18 protein-coding genes and 2 pseudogenes are annotated in these 20,350 nt (G+C 34.7%); 1 reads left to right on the top strand and 19 read right to left on the bottom strand.

Features of this window, described 5'->3' with window-relative positions:
- Window positions 1–187: 187 nt before the first annotated feature.
- The 8 genes and pseudogenes from srtB to PVA17_RS03065 all read right to left on the bottom strand — a co-directional run bounded on the left by srtB (window position 188) and on the right by PVA17_RS03065 (window position 8,491).
- Window positions 188–946 (bottom strand): class B sortase, encoded by a 759-nt coding sequence (srtB, locus tag PVA17_RS03100; protein ID WP_274066856.1) that lies wholly within the window; start codon window positions 944–946, stop codon window positions 188–190.
- Between the two features lie 11 nt (window positions 947–957).
- Window positions 958–1,728 carry an ABC transporter ATP-binding protein gene (locus PVA17_RS03095; RefSeq protein ID WP_274066855.1) on the bottom strand — a complete coding sequence of 257 codons (771 nt, stop codon included), beginning with the start codon at window positions 1,726–1,728 and terminating at the stop codon, window positions 958–960.
- A pseudogene (locus tag PVA17_RS03090) lies at window positions 1,697–2,700 on the bottom strand (FecCD family ABC transporter permease). The gene PVA17_RS03095 and the pseudogene PVA17_RS03090 overlap by 32 nt, the downstream one beginning before the upstream one ends.
- Before the next feature lie 118 nt (window positions 2,701–2,818).
- The gene (gene isdE, locus PVA17_RS03085) at window positions 2,819–3,742 is read right to left on the bottom strand and encodes a heme ABC transporter substrate-binding protein IsdE (RefSeq protein WP_274066853.1); all 924 of its coding nucleotides are present in this window, start codon (window positions 3,740–3,742) and stop codon (window positions 2,819–2,821) included.
- Window positions 3,743–3,757: 15 nt separating this feature from the next.
- Window positions 3,758–5,029 carry an NEAT domain-containing protein gene (locus PVA17_RS03080; RefSeq protein ID WP_274066852.1) on the bottom strand — a complete coding sequence of 424 codons (1,272 nt, stop codon included), beginning with the start codon at window positions 5,027–5,029 and terminating at the stop codon, window positions 3,758–3,760.
- An 86-nt stretch (window positions 5,030–5,115) separates the two neighbouring features.
- The gene (locus tag PVA17_RS03075) at window positions 5,116–6,576 is read right to left on the bottom strand and encodes an NEAT domain-containing protein (RefSeq protein WP_274066851.1); all 1,461 of its coding nucleotides are present in this window, start codon (window positions 6,574–6,576) and stop codon (window positions 5,116–5,118) included.
- The gene (gene isdC, locus PVA17_RS03070; protein ID WP_274066850.1) at window positions 6,576–7,175 is read right to left on the bottom strand and encodes a heme uptake protein IsdC; all 600 of its coding nucleotides are present in this window, start codon (window positions 7,173–7,175) and stop codon (window positions 6,576–6,578) included. The genes PVA17_RS03075 and isdC overlap by 1 nt, the downstream gene beginning before the upstream one ends.
- Window positions 7,176–7,426: 251 nt before the next feature.
- Complete coding sequence (locus PVA17_RS03065) at window positions 7,427–8,491, bottom strand: ATP-binding cassette domain-containing protein (RefSeq protein ID WP_274066849.1); 1,065 nt, start codon at window positions 8,489–8,491, stop codon at window positions 7,427–7,429.
- 283 nt (window positions 8,492–8,774) lie between these two features.
- Here PVA17_RS03065 and PVA17_RS03060 point away from each other — a divergent pair, with 283 nt between their 5' ends.
- Window positions 8,775–9,647 carry a glycine betaine ABC transporter substrate-binding protein gene (locus PVA17_RS03060; protein WP_274066848.1) on the top strand — a complete coding sequence of 291 codons (873 nt, stop codon included), beginning with the start codon at window positions 8,775–8,777 and terminating at the stop codon, window positions 9,645–9,647.
- Window positions 9,648–9,848: 201 nt separating this feature from the next.
- On the opposite strand, the gene PVA17_RS03055 is transcribed toward PVA17_RS03060, so the two are convergent.
- The 11 genes and pseudogenes from PVA17_RS03055 to PVA17_RS03005 all read right to left on the bottom strand — a co-directional run bounded on the left by PVA17_RS03055 (window position 9,849) and on the right by PVA17_RS03005 (window position 20,340).
- Window positions 9,849–10,697, bottom strand: coding sequence for a CPBP family intramembrane glutamic endopeptidase (locus PVA17_RS03055; RefSeq protein WP_274066847.1), 849 nt, complete (start codon window positions 10,695–10,697; stop codon window positions 9,849–9,851).
- Window positions 10,698–11,565: 868 nt separating this feature from the next.
- Entirely contained in the window at window positions 11,566–11,727 is a 162-nt protein-coding gene (locus PVA17_RS03050) for a hypothetical protein (protein WP_274066846.1), read from the bottom strand.
- Between the two features lie 1,274 nt (window positions 11,728–13,001).
- On the bottom strand, window positions 13,002–13,604 hold the full coding sequence (locus tag PVA17_RS03045) for a nucleotidyltransferase domain-containing protein (RefSeq protein ID WP_274066845.1): 603 nt from the start codon (window positions 13,602–13,604) through the stop codon (window positions 13,002–13,004).
- A 154-nt stretch (window positions 13,605–13,758) separates the two neighbouring features.
- Window positions 13,759–14,232, bottom strand: a pseudogene (locus PVA17_RS03040) (histidine phosphatase family protein); the annotation flags it as partial.
- Window positions 14,231–14,704 (bottom strand): 8-oxo-dGTP diphosphatase, encoded by a 474-nt coding sequence (locus PVA17_RS03035; protein WP_132363869.1) that lies wholly within the window; start codon window positions 14,702–14,704, stop codon window positions 14,231–14,233. The pseudogene PVA17_RS03040 and the gene PVA17_RS03035, both read right to left, overlap by 2 nt.
- A 166-nt stretch (window positions 14,705–14,870) precedes the next feature.
- Window positions 14,871–15,473 carry a group-specific protein gene (locus tag PVA17_RS03030; protein WP_274066844.1) on the bottom strand — a complete coding sequence of 201 codons (603 nt, stop codon included), beginning with the start codon at window positions 15,471–15,473 and terminating at the stop codon, window positions 14,871–14,873.
- 195 nt (window positions 15,474–15,668) lie between these two features.
- Window positions 15,669–16,196, bottom strand: coding sequence for a GrpB family protein (locus PVA17_RS03025; RefSeq protein WP_132363873.1), 528 nt, complete (start codon window positions 16,194–16,196; stop codon window positions 15,669–15,671).
- A gap of 117 nt (window positions 16,197–16,313) precedes the next feature.
- Window positions 16,314–16,931, bottom strand: coding sequence for an aminoglycoside phosphotransferase family protein (locus PVA17_RS03020; protein ID WP_274066843.1), 618 nt, complete (start codon window positions 16,929–16,931; stop codon window positions 16,314–16,316).
- 606 nt (window positions 16,932–17,537) lie between these two features.
- Complete coding sequence (locus tag PVA17_RS03015; protein WP_132363875.1) at window positions 17,538–18,290, bottom strand: iron ABC transporter ATP-binding protein; 753 nt, start codon at window positions 18,288–18,290, stop codon at window positions 17,538–17,540.
- Window positions 18,287–19,327 carry an iron chelate uptake ABC transporter family permease subunit gene (locus PVA17_RS03010; RefSeq protein WP_132363877.1) on the bottom strand — a complete coding sequence of 347 codons (1,041 nt, stop codon included), beginning with the start codon at window positions 19,325–19,327 and terminating at the stop codon, window positions 18,287–18,289. The genes PVA17_RS03015 and PVA17_RS03010 overlap by 4 nt, the downstream gene beginning before the upstream one ends.
- Entirely contained in the window at window positions 19,324–20,340 is a 1,017-nt protein-coding gene (locus tag PVA17_RS03005; protein WP_132363879.1) for an ABC transporter permease, read from the bottom strand. Before PVA17_RS03005 ends, PVA17_RS03010 begins: the two co-directional genes overlap by 4 nt.
- Between the last annotated feature and the right edge of the window lie 10 nt (window positions 20,341–20,350).

The raw sequence follows: 20,350 nt of genomic DNA, 5'->3' as shown, positions 1-20,350 counted from the left end.
GTAGTTGATTACTTTCTGTAACTTACTATATATTAATAATTTACTTACGTCAAGTTATTTTTAAAAATTTTTGACCGAGGCATTTTCAGAAACTACCTGAGCGATTTCTCCGTTTAGAAAATTACTCCAACTACTTTCTTTAAATAAAAAAGAAGCTTCCCAATGAAATGGGGAAATTCCTTATCTATCAGCGTTTCACTAATTTACCTTGGACGACAAAACGATAGTCGTCACTCATGACAGAATCCTTACAAGTGGATAGTGTAAGAATTTTGTCTTCCGGTCCAAGCTCTACATTCATTTCGATTGAAGAGCGTGCTTGAATGTCGTCTAAAAATTTTAAGTAAATATCATTGCGCTTAAACTCTGTTTCAATATAATAAAAATCAATGGTAGTTTCATATGCTGCAAAAATTTCAACGTTATAACCTTCATACAGTGTATCTAAATAAATGATAGGATGCTCGTTTGCATATTGCTGATTTAAGTAATTTTTAAGACTCCCAAACATCGTACTATTCTTCATGGCATGGCCGTATAAAATAGTATTTTGGTTTATATTTTGCACATTATTACGATAGTCCATAAATACACTGCCTGCACGACTTTCTCGATCTTTATAATTATGATTTAAATAAAAATCATTATTTTCAGCTTGTAAAATTGGATTATTGAGCTTTGTCCCGTCTGCAGAAATCCATCCAACAATATTATTATTTACCGTTAGCAAATCATTGAATTGTGGACGGATTGTAAATGGTGTTGATGAGATTTCATCTGCTTTATCTTCTAAAGAAGCCAATGTTGATTGGTAAATCGTTTGTACTTCTTCCAATGATTTTGAAGTCTCATAGTACGTGTATAAGTACTTGGCTAATGCAAAGCCTGAGTATAAGAATATCGCTAAATATATAAATGTTAAAAACTTAGATGCCCATATTTTCATCGTATCACCAATTATATTGCCAGGGGTACCATGTAAAATCCAAACTGCTCATCCTCATTGAAAATGGCTTCGACCCCATAGACTTCTTTAATAACTTCCCTTGTAATGACGTTACGTGGTGCCCCTTCGGCTATTATTTGTCCAGCTTTCATCAAAATGATTTGATCGCTATAGCGAATCGCCTGATTGATATCGTGATGCACCATAACAATTGTTAAGCCATATTCCTTATTTAATGCCTTCACAAGCTCCAATAACTCAATTTGATAATAAATATCCAAATAGGTTGTCGGCTCATCCAAACATAAAATTTCAGATTGCTGTGCTAAAGCCATTGCAATCCACACTCGCTGACGTTCCCCACCTGATAAAGCCTCTAAATTGTTTTCTCGTTTTTCCAACAAATTTGTGCAAGCAAGTGCCCATTCAATAGCTTTGACATCTTCCTCATGATTTCTTTTTAGCATTGAATGATGTGGTAGACGTCCAAAGCTCACTAGCTTTTCTACTGTTAAATCCTTCGGTACATCATTTTGTTGATAGACAATTGCTAGTTTTTTTGCAAATTCTTTTGGCTTGTAGTGCACCAAATCCTTGCTTTCTAACGATACATTTCCCGATATGGGCATATTGTTGCGGGACATAACATTTAATAATGTTGATTTCCCACAGCCATTTGGACCGATAATCGTTGTGATATTGCCCTTTTGAATTATCGTCGACACACCGTCTAAATGATTTCGGGTATTATCATGCGATACAATAATATCTTGTATTTCCATGTCTCCTCACTCTTTTCGTAATAGGAATATTAAAAATGGTCCACCGATAATCGCCATAATGGTGGATGCTGGAATTTCAAGCGGTACAGCAATGGTGCGACCAATCGTATCTGCCACTAATATTAGTAAAGCGCCAGCTAATGCTGTAAAAGGTATGAGCACCTTATGATCGTGTCCAACAATGCGACGAGAAATATGTGGTACTAACAGACCGACGAACGAGATAACTCCTGCTACAACAACAGAAACAGCTGATAATAGTACCGCAACAGCGGCTATTACTAGACGAGCCCGAGCTATAGGAAAGCCTAGACTTTTTGCTGTTTTGTCTTGTAATACGAGGAGATTACACCAACTATATAATGCAAAGGCGGCTATTAATCCGACAGTACCATAAGTAACAATTGTTGATACGTCCTTCCACGTACGCATCGTTAAGTTTGAGCCTACAACGCTGGAAGCTGAAGTATTCAATGAACCGCCTAAACTAATGAAAGCCTCTGTTAACCCAGTGAACATTGCATTAATAGCGATTCCGACTAAAATAAGTTTCAATGGACTTAAGCCTGACTTCCATGACAACGCAAAGACGAGTGCGCAGGCAAATGCCCCGCCCATAAATGCTAATATAGGTGTCATAAAAAATAATGCTGGAAAGAAGGAAATAATAAAGAGCTGGACAAATGCCGCTCCTGAAGATATCCCAATAACCCCGGCATCCGCTAATGGATTACGCATAACTGATTGTAATAGTACCCCTGAAACAGAAAGTGCTGCACCAGCAAACAACGCTACAATGATTCGTGGAAACCGTAAATCTCGGATTGCCTCCATTTGACTATTTCCTTCATCAAAAACTGCACCTATAAATTCAAAAAAGCCCATTTTAATGCTACCTGTCGTTGCGGCATAAACTGCTGAGACAAGTAATAATACAATTACAATTGAAAAGCTTACAATTTTTTTTGTCATACCGGACTTCCTTTTTCTTTTCAAATTCCATCATGTTACATGTACATCCACAACTTCTCCAATTATGCCTCGGCATAAGGCTTAATAGAAATAATAGAAAAGCAAGGCTTTGCTTGTTTTATTTACGATAGAAGATTTCCATTAGCTGTCCTAAAGCCTGTGGCACTTGTAAAGAAGCTGTAGTACCGAATAATTCTTCCTCCAAATCATATACTTTGCCGTTTTTCACTGCGTTAAAATGCTTCCAAATATCATTCGTTTTAAATTCCTCATCAAACATTTTTACAACTTCATCTGGCATACCGTGTGATAGTCGTAAAATAATATCAGGGTTACTATTATGCAAGTACTCGGTATTCGAAGATAAGTATTCAGCGTCCTGCCCTTCCATTACATTAATACCGCCCGCACGTTTCACAAGGTCTCCCGCATAGGAATTTTCAGTTGCAACTAAATAACTTCCTGGAATACCAAGTAAGATTAATACACGAGGCCCCTCTTTGTTCTTTGCAACTGTTTGTACAGCATCAATACCTTTTTGTAATCCATTCACTAGCTTCTCGGCTTGTTCTACGCGATTATAGCGTTCGCCAAGTGTTTTAATCTCGGAAAGCATGGCATCAACACTTTGAAAGTTTAAAAAATTAACCGGAATTTTTAACTGCTCGAATTTATCTTGTAAATCATACTCTAACGTTGAAACTGATAACACATCAGTTGGATTTAATGATTTAACAATCTCCATATCTGGCTCCATTGCATTACCGATCGTAGGCAGTTTATCGAAACGTTTTGCTAATGTTTTTTCTGTTTCAGGCACTGCTATAGCGTCCAACTCAAGCTTATCTAGAATATCTGCAATAACAACCGTTCCTGCAATAATACGATGTTCATTCGCATCAGTTGCTTCAGTTGATGGCTGTGCTTTTCCCGTTGGTGTCTCTGTCTTTTCTTGCTTACTTCCATTACTGCAGCCGACGACTACCAAAAGTAATGACATCATCGCCATTATGAGCAACCAACATTTCCAATTCTTTTGCATAAAGTCATCTCCTATTTATTTCTGTTCAGTCGCATCTTTTTTTGCATTTTTAAAACGGCGAACGAGTGACCAGCCCGATAAAATACAAATTACTACTAGCAACACTATCTTCACAATATTCAGCTGAGCAAGCTGCTGATCGACTTTTGAATCCTTCGCAACTTTTTCAATAGTCTCCTCTTTAACATCAGCTTTCTCGGCGTCGTCTTTATCTTCAATAGGTGCGTCAAGTGTACGATCAAATGCTAACCGCTCTTCCTTAGGCACAGTTACAGTTGACTGGAATGATGGCAGTGGCCGTGAGAACTGAGTCGGCTTTACAGGCTCCTGTTGTGTTTCCACTGGTGCCTTTTTGACTTTCTCTTTAACAATAACAGGTTGCTCTTCACTAGCTACTTGTGTAGAGGGTGCTATTACAGTGGGCTTGCTTAAAAACTGCGCTACTTGCTGTTGATCAAATTTTAGATTTACGAAATATTGATGATGATAAGACATCTCAGGTATATCAACTTTAACCCACATTCGTATTGGCTTTTCAAAATTATTAATTTCAAATTCAACAACTCTAGCATTGTTTACAAGTGAAATAAACTTCGGCTCTACCTGTTTTCCTTGTTGATCTACAGTTAAGCCTGTTATCCAATTAGATTTTAAAATTGTCATGTGAGCATAATATTTGCCGTTTTTTTCTTTTATTTCTGCAACAGGGTTTACATATGTATTCATAATGGATTGTTCGTTTTTTCCATCTACTAATAATACGTAATTCATTGACCATTCCTTATCATAGATTTCTTGTGAAATAGAGTCGTCAATTTCGTTTTTTGGAATAACTTCCTCATCCTTTTGCACAATTGTTGAAAGGGTTGTTAACTGTAATTGAAGCTCCTTGGAAAAAGGGACATATTCCTCAGAGGATGAAAATGCTACCTCACCTTTAATGATAAGAGGCCGATGTAAATCCTTGACATCAAATTGAACTAAACTTTCAGTCTGAACGTTTGACGAAAGCTCATTTTCCTGCTGTTCGATATGTAAATCTCTTATACGCAATGGCTTCTTTATAGCCAAATTTAAGCTAAATTGACCGTTCTTTACATCAATCGTCGCCATTTCGCTAAAAATATTGTCTTTCCCTCCATCTAGAGATGAAAAACTTAGTTCAACTTGGTAGCTCCCATTTTCTAATACAGATTCTTCAGCTTTTGCCTGAAGCCACGGAGGGAAAAGCATCAGTAAAAAAGTACTCAAAACGAATACTTGAACTATTTTTCTATTGCTAATCACTTGTAAATTCCTCCAAACTCTTTAAGAGCACAGTAACTTCCTTCCTCAAATATGTGAGAAAGGAAGTGGCTGTGGCTGTAACCGTACTATTTATTCATGTATTGTAATGAGCCATTTAAAATTTTTGCCATTTGTGTGCGTTTTAATGGACTGCTTGCATTAATAACAGTTTTGCCATTCGCATTTACAGATCCAGTCATGATTTTACCTGCATATAGGAACGCAAAGGCTTTTTTTGCTTCTTCACTTGTAACAGTTGCACCATCAGCATAATAAGATAAGCTTGGATCACCGTAATTCATTTCTTTTCCTGCAACATGTGCTACTGCACGGTAAATCATCACTGCTGCTTGTTGTCGAGTAAGTGTTCCATTTGGATTAAAGTTCTCTGCCTTTACGACTATTCTAGCCTCAGCTAAGGCATTGATTGCTTGTACACGTTCTGTATCAAGTTTCGCTGTATCTTTAAAGCCAGCATTTGTTGTAGAAGATAAGTTTAATGAACGTGCAATCATTAACGCAAATTGAGAGCGTGTAATATTGTCATATGGTTTAAAATTATCTTGCCCCTTAACAATTCCCTTACTGTATAATGCTAAGATTGCCTCTTTATTACCGTCATTACTAATATCTTTAAACGGATTCACTACTGGTTTCACTGCGCCTTCGACAGCAAAGCTAAATTGTACTTGATGGTTTGAATCATAGTTCACGCCTTTTTCTGGCTCATTCACAACAATATGTAGCTGAGCATTTACAAGTTTCTTTAAGTCTGCCACTTCAAATGAGTACTTACTAGTATTTGTTGTATCGTCTTGACTTACTAAAGTTGCTTCTTTTCCCTCCACTTTGAATCCTTTAACATATTGACCTTGAGGGAATGTCATAGTAACTACGTTTTTACCATCTACTACTGATACGCCTACTTTTGGTTGAATATATTGCTTCATAATAGATTCTTCAGAAGTACCGTTTTTGTAAACAGTGACAGCCACTTCATTTACTTTAACGTCTTCTTTAATCTCTTCAGATTTACTGTTTTCTTCCGTAGTATTTTCTACTACTTTTAAATCAAAATCATACCACTTGTCCATATTAGCTGAAGCTACGACAACGTGAATTTTCGCTTGTAATACTTCACCAGCTACAACTGGGAAACTGTATGTAATTGTGCCATTTGCATTTTTAACTTCAGTAGCATCTACTAACTTATCACCTTGCTTTGTTTGTAAACCTGCGATCATTGGAGCAGATTTTGCTGCTACCGTTAATTTTGCCTCAAATTTTCCATCCTTCTCAACGATTGTGCCTGTTGTAACAAGATGAGCGCTAATTGCAGGTTGGGGTTCTGTTGTACCAGGCTTAAAGATGTGGAAATCTACTACAGTATCAACATTTTCTGATTTAATTGCCCCTACTTTTACTTCAGTATTTGTAGTCGTTACTTCAGCTACCTTTGCAGATGCAAATGATGGTGCTGAAAGCGATGCTGCTAGCAATGAAGCTAGTACTATTTTTGTTGCACGTGATTGTTGTTTTTTAGCCATTATTGACCCTCCGTTTTTGTTTGTATTTTTTTTCTATAAAGTAAAAATGCTGATCCAACTAATGCCACAATTAATAAATACGGTGTAACATCACTTGTTTGTGGATTCGGCACATGACTTTCAGAAGAATTTGTTGGTGCATTAGTAGTTTTCGAATCAGATGCTGTAGTAGTGCTTCCTCCAGTTGCTGCATCAAATACTAATGAAACGCTGTATTCATGGTGATAACTAATATCGTCAATATCAATTTTCATAGAAGTTATAACAGGTTTCGTTAAATCTTTAACTGTAAATTGTACAGTACGAGTATCTGCTGCTTTATCTTCGCTTACTACAGTTGCTCCACCAGGCGGTTGGAATTTTGTGATCCATGCACTATTTTTTAATGTAATTTGAACAGTAGCTGTCCCATTTTTCAATGTGACCTTTGCTGGTTTTAAAAAATAATCATTGGCAATGGATACAGAGTTGCTCTCAGGTTTATTGACCTGATATTTTATCGAATGTGTACCGTCAGCTAGTTGAGCAGATGCTTGTGGTAACGCAAAGTTACAAACAAAGAAAGTTGCAAGCATGACGAACATCATTAATTTCTTCATGTGTTGTACGCCTCCTCTGAAAAATAATTGAAAGTAATTTATTGAAAACGAAAATCATTCTCATTTATACCCTCATTACCAAGAATAATCGTTTATGCCAGTGTATGTCAATAACGAAACCAAATTCGTCCTCAATATGTCAAATTACCTTCAAAAAAAGAAATATCACGTAAATAATATGTGATATTTCCTATATTTTTAATTAAAATGCCCTTTTCTATTTATTCATCCCAACTAGACAGCTAGTATATTTAAGAAACTATTTCAATAATCGCTATAAGAATAAGTAGCCACCCTGAAATAGCGGTTGAGTGTTTTCCAATAAAAGTCTTTGTCAGTAAGACTCCAAAATGAACCCCAGCTCCTACTGTGATGAACGAAAAGACACCGATAGAAATAACTGTCCATATCGCAGAAATACCATTGGCCCCAAGTGCTATTCCTCCTGCTAAACAGTTGGCTGATAAGACAAAGCCGAGCGTCATTGCTTCTCGAATTGAAATTATATAATTTTTATCCTCATCAAATACTTCAGGATTTCCCAATATTCCTTGTTTAGAAAAGCGACTAGATAATAAAGTCCATATCCCAATCGCACAAAGTAAAAGACTCCCTATTAAATTTGCGAAATCCGGAGAGATAAAATTAATAACTACGCTTCCAGCTGTTACTGCAGCGTATGTGACGATCATTGAAATTAGAGCAATTACCGCATTGGATAATATGGGTATTTTCACTCGCTTAATACCATAGGCGAGACCAATTCCTAAATTATCTAAGTTGGCAGCTATCCCAATAAGAATGATGGCTATCCAATGCATTCTTTTCCTCCTCAATAACGTAAAATCCATTCTCACATAGGATATGAAGGAATAAAATTTTTGTTCATCTATGTTTTGAACGGAGTGCTTATTTACGGTTTCAACGAATGACTTTGCTACATGCTGTATTTCTTGTAAAGTTTTTGAAATGCTCTTTGCTATATCATTCGACTGATTAGATGACTCTATTACGACATTGACATTTTCAATGGCTTTTTGTATTTCTAACATAGGAGATTCGATCAAGGATCCCGTACGTTGTAAAATGGATGACCGACGTTTGTTTAAACTTTCCCCAAATATATGGATTGTCGCTTCAGAAGGCTTAATGAGTCCGAGTAGCATTTTTAGCGTTGTTGTTTTTCCAGCACCATTCGGGCCCAAAAATCCATAAATCTCTCCTTCCTGAACATAAAGATCTACTTTATTTACTAAATGGATAGATCCATACTTTTTGGTAAGATTTTGTGTTTGCACAATAGCCGATGTATTCATGGAAAAAATCATCTCCGTTCAAGTCTTTTAATTTCTGTTCAACTAAAACATTAATGAATTTACCTTTCTCAAATCTAAAGTGAGTCTTACGACAGCCTTAAATTAAAGATTCAACGGCTCTTAAACATGAACTTTTTTCTTGCCCTATCTCGAATCTCCATTTAAGATTTTCATTTTACAAAATAAGCCAATTTGACAAAAGTAACAACCTTCTGATAACTTTAAGTTGTTACTTGTTAATATTTAAATATATCTCATCCTATAATAAAGAGAGGGAGATTTTATGAGAGTCGGTAAATTTTTGAAGATAGGATTGGCTTTAGCATTAATGTTCGTATTAAGTGCTTGTAGCTCAGATGGTGAGGGCACGAAAAATAAAGAAAAAAATGAAGTGAACTTAGCCTATGTTGAGTGGGATACTGAAATTGCCTCTACGAACGTAGTAGGACAAGTTCTAGAGGATTTAGGATATGATGTAACACTAACACCACTAGATAACGGAATTATGTGGGAAGCTCTTGCAAAAGGAGAGGTTGACGGTATGGTGTCAGCTTGGTTACCACAAACACATGCCCCACAAGTTGAGAAGTACAAAGATAAAATAGTAGATTTAGGAGAAAACCTTTCAGGTGCAAAAATTGGCTTAGTTGTTCCTAGTTATATGGATGTAAATTCTATCGAGGATTTAACAGATGAAGCTGGTAAAACGATTACTGGCATTGATCCAGGAGCAAATATGACAGCAACTACGGAAAATGCTTATAAAGAATATAGTAATCTTGAAGGCTGGAATGTAGTTACCTCATCTGGAGGCGCAATGACAGCAGCACTTACTCAAGCCATTGCGAAAAAAGAAGAAATCATCGTTACTGGTTGGTCTCCACATTGGAAATTTAACGCATTTGATTTAAAATATTTAGACGATCCTAAAGGTATATACGGAGCCGAAGAATATATTGGGACATTTGCACGTAAAGGATTGAAAGAAGATAATCCGGGCGTGTATAGTGTTCTTAAAAACTTCCACTGGACTCCGGAAGATATTGAAAGTGTTATGTTTGATATTATGAAAGGCGCTGATCCTAAAGAGGCCGCAAAAAAATGGATTAAAGACAATGAAGATAAAGTTTCAGAATGGACAAAAGATGCAAAATAAGCACACAATGAGTTTCCTATTTTAGGAATAGAATTAAAGACAACAAAATATCTTCTGCACTTTAGTTAGACGTTCAGCCAAAAAAAATAGTCTATGCAACTAAAAAGTCGATTCCCAGTACAATATGGAATCGACTTTTTTATTTTATGCTGCGATTATTAAACATTTGAATCAACTAATCTATGAAGCGTTTGGTTCAAATTATGTACTTTTCCATATAAAACGCTTCGCACCTAGTATAACGAGTGATACAATGATGCCCCCAATAATCATCATACAAATAGAGATTAAGAGGCCGATTCCAGGCACTGATTCGTGGTAGGTTATGATTGGTGGTACGCCATATTGATATGGAGAGATAGCAAACCTCATGATTTCTAAGTATGTGAAGTGAAAGCCAATCGAGGTCCAGAGACTTCCGGTCCACAAACGGAGCAATTGCAAACAAATTCCAAAGCAAAAAATTAATATGATATAAAAGATGTTAATGGATACTCCTGGTGTAAATCCAACGAGCGCTTGAATCAGGGTAACCGCTACAGAGACAGATACAAAGAGTAAGGTTTGAAATAATACTGATAGCCAAGCGGCAAATCTATGACGTAAGACATCATATAGCATACCTCGCAATCCCAATTCCTCTGGCAAAGCTTCATAAAAAATAGCAAATAAAATATTGATTAGTAGCGCACCAAACCACTGATTAGGTGTATGCCAGTCTTCAATGACTATCCACCCTTGAAGACTGGCTATAATGAATCCCAATGAAGCCAGTGCACTTGCCAAGAGAACCCCAGTAATAAAGTGATTTAGCCTTTTCCAAGAATATACCGGCACCTTAGGTTTAACTCCTATCATCCGATAAACATGCTTATATAAATACAAAATAATAGGCACTACTAGCCCGCTCATCACAAGACCTTGGATAAAATATTGAGAATATCTTGATGCGTCGAACAACTGTGCAGAAACTTCACCGGAAAGAGACGCTAAGAACAAACTAGCAACTAATGTTGACCATCCAGCGAGCATAAGACGTTTCCATTTCATATATCATTTTCCTCCCATGTGCATTTTCATTAAGTTATTCAAACCAGTTAGAATATTGTTTATATACTTTATATACAATATATACAAAGAGCGAATGTTTTGCAAGCCCAATGATTATAGAAATTGAAATTTGCTGCCTGCTTCCTTCAGATTCAGGTTACCACGAACACTCTTGCACTTAGTCGGTCACTACTTCTGTTTTAGTTGTTTGGGCTTGCCCCATTTATTACGTCCATTATGAAAGCACGAAAAAATCCATTTACGGATCAGTAAATGGATTTTTTCTAATGAAGCAATGAAGCAAACTCATTATGATATTACTTTTGAAGACTTATCTAGATAAAAAAGTAGTTTGATTACAAGCGTCACGTTTTTCAGATTTTAAAAAAATTAAAATAACATTAGCTAAAACCTTTGAGCCCACTGCTCCCTTTTAAGTATTCTTAAATCTTCAATTGATAACCAATCTATGTCTTTTAAATCTGTTAGATTTCGAGCCGCTCAAGTACATAAAAAAACGACTTACCTATCATAGGTGAGTCGTCTGAAATTTTCACGTTCCTGAAATATAAGGGGGGTTTCAGGTTCGTAATCATGAACTAGCAAACCTCTGGAGAAAAGTAGCTAAAGTTCATCCTCTCTACACTGTATTGTAGCCGAGGAATATTCTTTATACGATAATGATAATCATTATCAATTGAATTGTCAACAGTAATCCAATAGATATTTATTTTTATTCAGTTGCAGTCTCCCACTTCAAGAAGTATTCGATGACTAAAATGGTGTCAATTGTTCTAACTAAGTATGAAATTTTTATAAAAAAGATTCACCAATTAAAAGAACCATATTCAACTAAACCAACACTGGCCTACTCCCTGTTCGGCATAATCTCTCCTATAAATCCTATAAACTTGTCTAACTCTTCACGATTATGCATAATTAGAAAATTTCCACACACGACTTTCCATTCTCTTAAAAGCTTGTACTTTATTTTATCTTTAGTTACATCAATAACAACTACTGGGTTCATTTTTTCTCCTCCTACAACGTATCACCAGTAAACCCCATTATCCCCAAGTAGTATTATAACTTCGCTTATTTTCGAGATCTAAGTCCCAGCCAGCCTTGCTACTGGTGTTACTAAAGGATGGAACCATTACGATAAGTATAAGAAATTGAATCCTATTAATTTTGCATGTAAGATATATAAAATATACGGTATTCATGGGTATGGTTCTAATTAATAGGAGATAGAAATTTGAGTGTGAAATTAATAATATTTGTAATATATGTATTAACGATGAATATCGTAGGATTCTATATTTATAGAAATAGCAAAGGCTGTTTAGTTACCCTAATGAAAGTATGGATGATTTTTATTACAATCTGTGTCATTGGTTTTGTTATTTTAATTGTAGTTTACGGTTGTGGTGATTTATGCGATTGAAAGTGTAATGTCACCAGCGTCACTTCTAAGATGTTTGGGCGGAAACGATTTAACTTTTCCTTTCCTTTACTAATTAATTTCCATAAATAGTATTATAATTTAGAAAAAAATAAAATTACAAAATAGAAACCTGAAATAACTAGTAAAAACCCTATACCCAATAACCAACCAATGAAGTTACTAAGGTTTAAGAAACTAAAAATTTCAATAGTATAAACAAAAATTCTTTTATAAATTGGCTTATCACTATAATCCCCTAATTCATCTTTTAATTGGATAAAGCCAATAGGAATTATAAAAAATCCTATTATGATAAGTACTATACCTATAAATAAACCTAATATTTTTATAAAAACACTCCTTTTAGGATAAATCCTTTTTTTTGAATAAAATTTTAATTCTCTTAAAAAATATTTATTTATACCATTACATAATACTATTAAAAAAAGGATATTAAAATATCAACTAATCTTCACCGTTAGTACAATAAAAAAAGAGCTGTCCAAGCTGCTCAATGGTCTGTCTTCAAGTAAAGCACCCTGCGTATTATAAGGTCAGCCAGAGTATAATTAGCGATTTGTTCCCTAATGAGTATGGTTCAATGTAAATGTCAAAATAACAATGTACATTTTTGCTCATATAATCATGTACACATTCGCTGATTAACTACGTTTCTATACAAATTCGTGAATATTTACAACTTGACACGGAGCCTCTACTCGCATGCTACATCAATGGTTAGCTTCCGATCGAGGCTATCATGCTCACCACTCCATAGTTGTAATATACAAAGGGAATCAAAAATGTACTTGGTTAAACAAGCATTTTTGTACATTTCAGCGTTTAATATTTCACACTTATATATAATCAAGCCACGAATGACCAGTTGGAAATTGTCTTTTCAAAGACGTTTTTAACCAATCCCTTTGTTCAGGCAATAAATATGGCAGCATAGTTTGTAAATCTTTAAAATCTTTTTCTCTAATCTTTGAGCTACCACCTTTATAAAGGAGTTGAATCTCGGGTCTCAGATAAGGTATCTCATCATCTGTTCTTAAAAATATTTCCTCTAATCTTCTTCGAATAGATTTTTCTCTCCTGTATATCCAGGATTGTTGCTCTGTTTCTACTAACATAATTTGAAAAGCCCATGGAGAACTACTGCTTTTAGTAGCCCAGATATCATTTGTCGTTTTTAAAAACTTGCCTTCTTGCCAAGGAACAAGTTTCCCATTCTCTGCTTTGTATAACACCCAATCACCTGACAAATAATTATAGGCAGTCAATTGTTCCTCCCGAAGTATTATTACATCTATATCATCATGTACCCTTGACTGTTTGCCTAAATGTAAATCTAAAGCCCATCCCCCTGCAATACCCCATTTAATTGGAATACTAGAAAAGAGCTTATAAATTTCTGTTACGGTGATCGATTCCCAATTATCTATATCTGTCCTCAAATAAATGTCCTCCTATAGCGTTGAAATAAAAGTTGATTAAAAATATACTGTAGACGTTGATTTTCGTTATAAAATCCCACCGTTTTAAATTTAACGGTGGGATTCTATTAAATAGTGTGTTTTCTTAAAAAGTTGAACAATTAAGAAAGTTATCCTATATATTCTCTAAATGATTCGTATCATTTATAAAATGAATTATCTTTTCCTTATCAGTAAGTTCAATTAAACTAATTCCTGTATCTCCGATTTTAAAATAATAATCCATGTTGATTGGCATTTGGTAAAAAGAACGTAATATATTATTAATTACCCCGCCATGAGCAACAATCGCAATGCGTTCATATTTATTTCTTGCCACAATCTTAGAAAATATCGTTTCAATCCTCATTCGAAATTCTATGAATGATTCTCCATTTTCAAAACGGTCATGAAAAAATTTTGGCTCTGGATACTTTTTGGCTTCTTCAAAGGATAATCCAGCTTGTACACCATTATTAAACTCCATTAATTCTTCTTCCAATTGCACTGGGCATCCAATAGCTGCTCCTAATGTTTCGGCGGTTTCGCGTGCTCTTTTTAACGTACTTGTCCATATAAAATCTGGTGGGAAGTCATTTTTTACTTTTTTATGTGCTACGTATTGTAACTTTCCCTTCTTTATTTTCTTCGTGGTTCCATTCAACTTGAATCTCAAATGTTCCATCTTTAAAAAATAAAGGAAATCTTCTACGTATCGATGTCTGCATGGGAAGTTTATAAGCGCTTTCTATATCTACCCAAACAGCTTTCCCCTCTGGAGCATCTTCCAAGAGTTCACCCTCGAAATCCTTTGTTATGTAATTAAATATCATATATCTATCTTTAGCGACTGGATTAACATATTCATAAAGCCCTTTATAAGTAAGGTTTCTAACTTCTAATCCAGTTTCTTCTTTTACTTCTCTGATAGCACTCTCTACAATACTTTCAGGAAACTCAACTTTACCACCCGGTGGGATAAATCCTTTAAAATTGTCGTGCTGTCTATCCAGAAGTAACACCTTCTCTTCACTTTGAATCATACAAACAGTCCATATTTTATAATTAATAGAATCGCTCATAATTCCCTCCATATTTTCACTTAAATATCACCATATATGCTTCTTATTCGACTAAACTTCGTCATTAGTTTTTAAGTAAAAAGACTCTACTCCTTATTGAAATAAAGCACTCTGTTAGTTGAAGAAGCTGATTGTACTTATCATTCGTTATGAAAAGAATCCCATATCATTTCCATTCGTTTATATCGAAGTTTAAAATAACCCCAAGTATCTTCTCCGAAATCCAATTAATCATATTTACACCTTTAATATTAATGTTTCCTAAACTTAAAATATGAGGAATATGTGCAAACATCCCAAAGTTTACTCCCTTTTTATGTTGTTCTGTGAAGTAGGCTAAAGCGTCTGATGGTAAAGCTGAACATTCTGGATATGAAATGATATCAATGACTTGAATTTCTTCATCAGGTATATCCGAAGCAGGACCTCTATAATTCTCTTTATTATAGAAATACACAGCATTTTTATTTTTCATCAATCTTTCCGTTGGTATTTCATAAAACATCAAATCTTTTTTTATACTTACTCCAAGAGAATGTAATGCTTCGTAAACATAGTAAGGGTGAAGTGGTAATAAAAAAATCACATCATTCCATAAACAATTTAATTTAGGGATTCTTTTCAAGAATAAGCTTGATCTTTCTGGATGGTCAGAATACTTTTTTGAGTAAGTTTTATATAGTTCGGGATCTATCAATTTTATCTCGTTAAGGGAAATAAGAGCCTCACCCGTCATTTTTTTAGGTATCATATGATAAACGTAATCCATCAAATTTCCTCCCCATCAAAATTTAACTTTTTAAAAGATCGTTTTTTCAATCTCCTTTTATTCGCTTTCTATCGCTCATATCAACACTTCTGATATCATATTAGCTAGTCTTACTCACCCACATCTAACCTCACAATTTGGTGACGTACACATTTCTATGTATCACAGTTATAGACCCGTATATTGAGAAGTTTGTCAGGAACCTTTCTTCTGTTCCTTCATAGCTATTTCTATAATAGTTTTGATAAACGGTTCTTTCTTCTTTGTATATATTGATCTATCGTACTTATATTTTGAAGCAAGTTCTTTTTTTAATGAAGCATACTCTTTAGCTACATGGGGGTGTAACCTAAGATAATCTCGAAACAATAATTTTTCAATCCACTCGCTGCTGTTAATTTCACAGATATGCAGATGACAAGTACCCTGTCCCCATAATCCCTTCCTAAAAAATCTTCTATCTTTAAACTCAGGTTTATGAACATATTCATATTCAATTTCACTAAGAGGAATAACAAAGTTGGATACTTCATCTAAATCTTGCACGCCCAAAATAATATCAATTATTGGTTTCGCTTCCAATCCCTTTATAGAAGTGCTTCCAATATGTTCAATTCCCACAACTTTATCACCTATAACATCAACAATTGTTTTTTTCTCATATTCAAATTCTTTTTCCCAATTAAGATTATAATCACTAAGATTAACAATTGGCCCCCTCATTTCGTTCCCCCCTTTTACATCCCCAAAATTTAATTCTATAAAGCTATCCGAAAACCTTCTTCAGTAAAACTGAACTAAATTTAATAAATAATAATACACAATAGCAAACATCACCGTTTATAAACTAGTAACATTATCAATAGGTATGGACTTATACCATAATGGTTGATCCAAATTAAAATAATCATGATCTGCTAAAATGAGATGGATTCTTTGCAATGCATCATCAAAAGATTGTTCATCATATCTTTTCGTCCACACAATTGTAGAGATGATATTCATCGCTGCATAAAGGGCATATATTCGCCAAAATGTATCGTCTGGAGATTCTGTAAAATAACCATTTATTTGTCCAATACAAAATGGGATACTATGTCTTCTGCTAAATAAAGAAAGATTATAAAAATCATGATAGGGGTCACCAAAATCATAGCCATTAAAATCAATTACGCCATTAAATGTGTTATTTAAAACGATGATATGGCCCAGATGAAAATCATCATGGAGTAAGGTTATAGGTCGATCTTCAAGAATATGGAAATTGTTTTCAATAAAGTTTAGTATTTTATGCTCTTTTGGCAGTTGATAGCTACCTTTTTTATATTTATTTAAATAAAAGCTGAATTTCTTTCTTTGGGCTTCTTCCCAGAGTATCGTTTGCGGCGCATGGGCCTGTAGTTGATGAATTTTTCTTAATTCTTTCCCGGCAGCAAGACCTATATTAAATTGCTCCACATCAGAAAGATTCGAAATGAATTCATCAGCAGGGTATCCTCAATAAAGTATATTCTATAGCTTTATGTGTTTGTACACCGTGTTTTTCTAATGCTTGAAGCAATGAAAGTTCGATAGTTCGTTTTTTGTGATATTGTATGTCAGATAATCGTATAAAGTATTGATTTTGGCCAACGGTAACTATGTATTTTTTATCTGGTGAGTATCCTTTCTCGATTTTTTTATAGATGAATACCCTTTAAGGCTTGATATGTGGTCTATTACACTTTCAATTAACACAGGCAATCCACCTTTCTTGCAACGAATAAGAATGAAAATGATACTATACGGTCGAGCAATTGTCAATATTAGGTTATTTTAGTTTTATAATCCTTTTTAAAATTACTCCTTGAAAGCGTCAGCGTATATTAAGATCATCGTTATGACATACTTCCATTCATTATCGAGAGAATGGCATTTGAAAAAGTTGCTGTCTGTAAAATACAGGCAGCAACTTTCAACTAGAGTAGCTGCTATGATCTGTGCAAGCTACAGCAAATAATTTAATTTTCTATTTGTTTTTTAGCATACTCATTTTTTGAGATGCTTCTTATTAAAATTTCGTAACTAATAAACAGCGAGTGGCCCATAAGGACCTTCGATAATTTCTATTTTTGTTTCGAAAATATCTGTCAAAATTTTCGAATCCATAACCTCTTCTACTGTTCCAAAAGCGGCAATTTGTCCATCTTTCATAGCACATATTCTATCAGAATATTTGGCTGCAAAATTTATATCATGCATAACAGTCAAAATTGTTCTTCCGAATTCATTAGCCGCACGTCTCAAATGCTCCATCATTTGAACAGAACGAGCAACATCAAGGTTATTTAGAGGCTCGTCCAAAAGTACATATTCAGTCTCTTGGCACAAAACCATCGCTACATATGCCCTTTGTCTTTGACCACCAGAAAGCTCATCTAAATATCTATTCTCTAAATCAGTTAAGTCTAAAAAATCGATATATTTAGAAATAATAACCTCATCCTCTATAGTTAATCTTCCCTTTGAATAAGGAAAACGTCCAAATCCAACTAGTTGTCTAATAGTAAGCCTCGTTACGAAATGATTTTCTTGCCGCAATATAGTCAAAATTTTTGCTAAATCTTTTGATTTGGATCCGGAAATATCCATATTTGCCACCTGAATTTGACCTTCCTCCATATCCAAAAGTCTTCCAATCATCAACAGTGTCGTAGACTTTCCAGCACCATTTGGTCCAATTAAAGAAGTAAAACCCGCTTTTGGTATTTCGATATCCAAAGGTCCTATTTTTACCTTATCAGTATAGAACTTTTTAACATTATCAATTTTTATCATAAAGCCCTCTTCCTTAAAACTACAGTTAAAAATATTATTCCACCAAATAATTCGATAATAACTGAAACTACACCTTGTGCATGGAATACATGATACATCAAAAAGTATGCACTCGTTAATATCAAAAATCCTATAGCAAGAGCCATTGGAAAAATATATCTATGATCATAAGTTGAAGCAGCCTGATAGCTCAAAGTTGCTACTAAAAAGCCATAGAAAGTAAGCGGTCCAATCAAAGCTGTTGAAATGGACATCAAAATAGCAACTAATACAAGCGTATAAATTACACTAGATTGATATTTAACTCCAAACGAAGTAGCAACATCCTTTCCTAGTGACAATATATTTAGATTCTTAGCATAAGCAAGAAGTAATAATGCTACAATTATTACCATTGGAATTACAATCGGAAAATAGGCTGAATCCGCATTATTAACAGAGCCAAACAATCTTGCCTGTAAAATATCAAATTCAGAAGGCGCAAGTAATCTTCTCATGAACGTTGACACAGAATTTAGCCCAGTGCCAATAATAATTCCAACTAAAAGCATAAGTTGTAAATTCCCGTATTTACCAGAAAGTAGCCATCCATAAAGAATCAAACTCATCAAGACCATCACAACAACTTGAAATAAAAATGATCCAATCCCACTAAAATTTATCAATGCACTAGCACCAAAGAAAAATATTGTACTTGTATGAATTGTTGAGTAAAGTGCTTCGAAACCTAAAAGCGAAGGAGTAATAATCCTATTATTCGTAATCGTTTGGAAAGCAACCGTCGACAAGCTCTGACAAACTGCAGCAATGATCATTGCAATAAGAGCTACTATCCTTCTCATAACAACTGGGATAAAAGAAGGTGAATCGACTGGAACTGGATTGTTATAAACTAAAAGTCCATATGAAGAAAGGACCCCCAAAGCAATCAATGTTATTAGCAAAATCCAATAACGTCTTTCTTCCTTCTTAGAACGAAAAGCTCTAGCTGATCTATTTTTATTATGAAGGCTAGAATCGATTTCCAATGTGTTCATCGGTGCCTCCTTGGTTTTCTTTGTCTCAATAAAATGGTAATAAACACGACTGACCCCACTGTTCCAAGTATTAAAGAAACAGGTACTTCAAAAGGCATTATAATTGTTCGAGAAATTATGTCACAGGCAGTTACAGTCCCCATTCCTATCAAACATACCCAAGGTAAATTACTCCTAAGATCATCGCCTCTATACATTGAAACAATGTTTGGGACAATTAAGCCCAAGAAAGGTAAGTTTCCAATAACAGCTGCAACTATTCCAACTGCAAGAGAAATAAGGGCAGTCCCAACAAGAACAATCCGATTGTAATTAACGCCAAGGCTTGTTGCGACATCTTCTCCTAGTCCAGCTAAAGTCAATCTATTCGCATAAAGAAAAATAAACAAAGTAACGATAACAATTAGCCATAAATATTCATATCTTCCCACCTGAACAGGCGCAAAAGAACCTACAAACCAAGTTTCAATACTTTGTGTCATTTGAAAAAAGAGTCCCAAAAAAGTGGACACTGCAGAAATGACTGCTCCAAGCATCAATCCAATAATTGGGACAATTAACGACGAACGAAGTTTTACTCTTCTTAAAAATAAAAAGAAAATCATAGTTCCTATAAAAGAAAAAATGATTGCACCCGTCATTCTTAAAACTAAAGTCGGGGCAGGAAATAATAAATAAACAAAAAGCAGCCCTAAACCTGACCATTCAATAGTCCCTGTAGTAGTAGGTTCAACAAAACGATTCTGCGTGATCAGTTGCATTACGAGTCCTGCCATTGCCATTGCAGCTCCAGTAAGCATTAATGCAACTGTTCTCGGAACACGAGTTATGAAAAACATCTCCATTCCATCCTCTTGTCCACGTATATCATAAACGCCAGTAAACAGTGATATAATGCCTAAAATAATAACAACTATCATCGCTAATATAAAAGGTCTTGTCCATATTTTATTGTAGTTATAAAACTGGGGTTGAGAATTTATCTCAACCCTAGAAGTTACATTTTTCAGCACTTTTTATACT

Origin of the sequence: Lysinibacillus sp. CNPSo 3705 (genome assembly GCF_028674935.1) — a bacterium.
Taxonomy (GTDB): Bacteria; Bacillota; Bacilli; order Bacillales_A; family Planococcaceae; genus Lysinibacillus.
The sequence above is the reverse complement of the archived record's forward strand: the minus strand, read 5'-3'. Positions and strand labels throughout refer to the sequence as shown.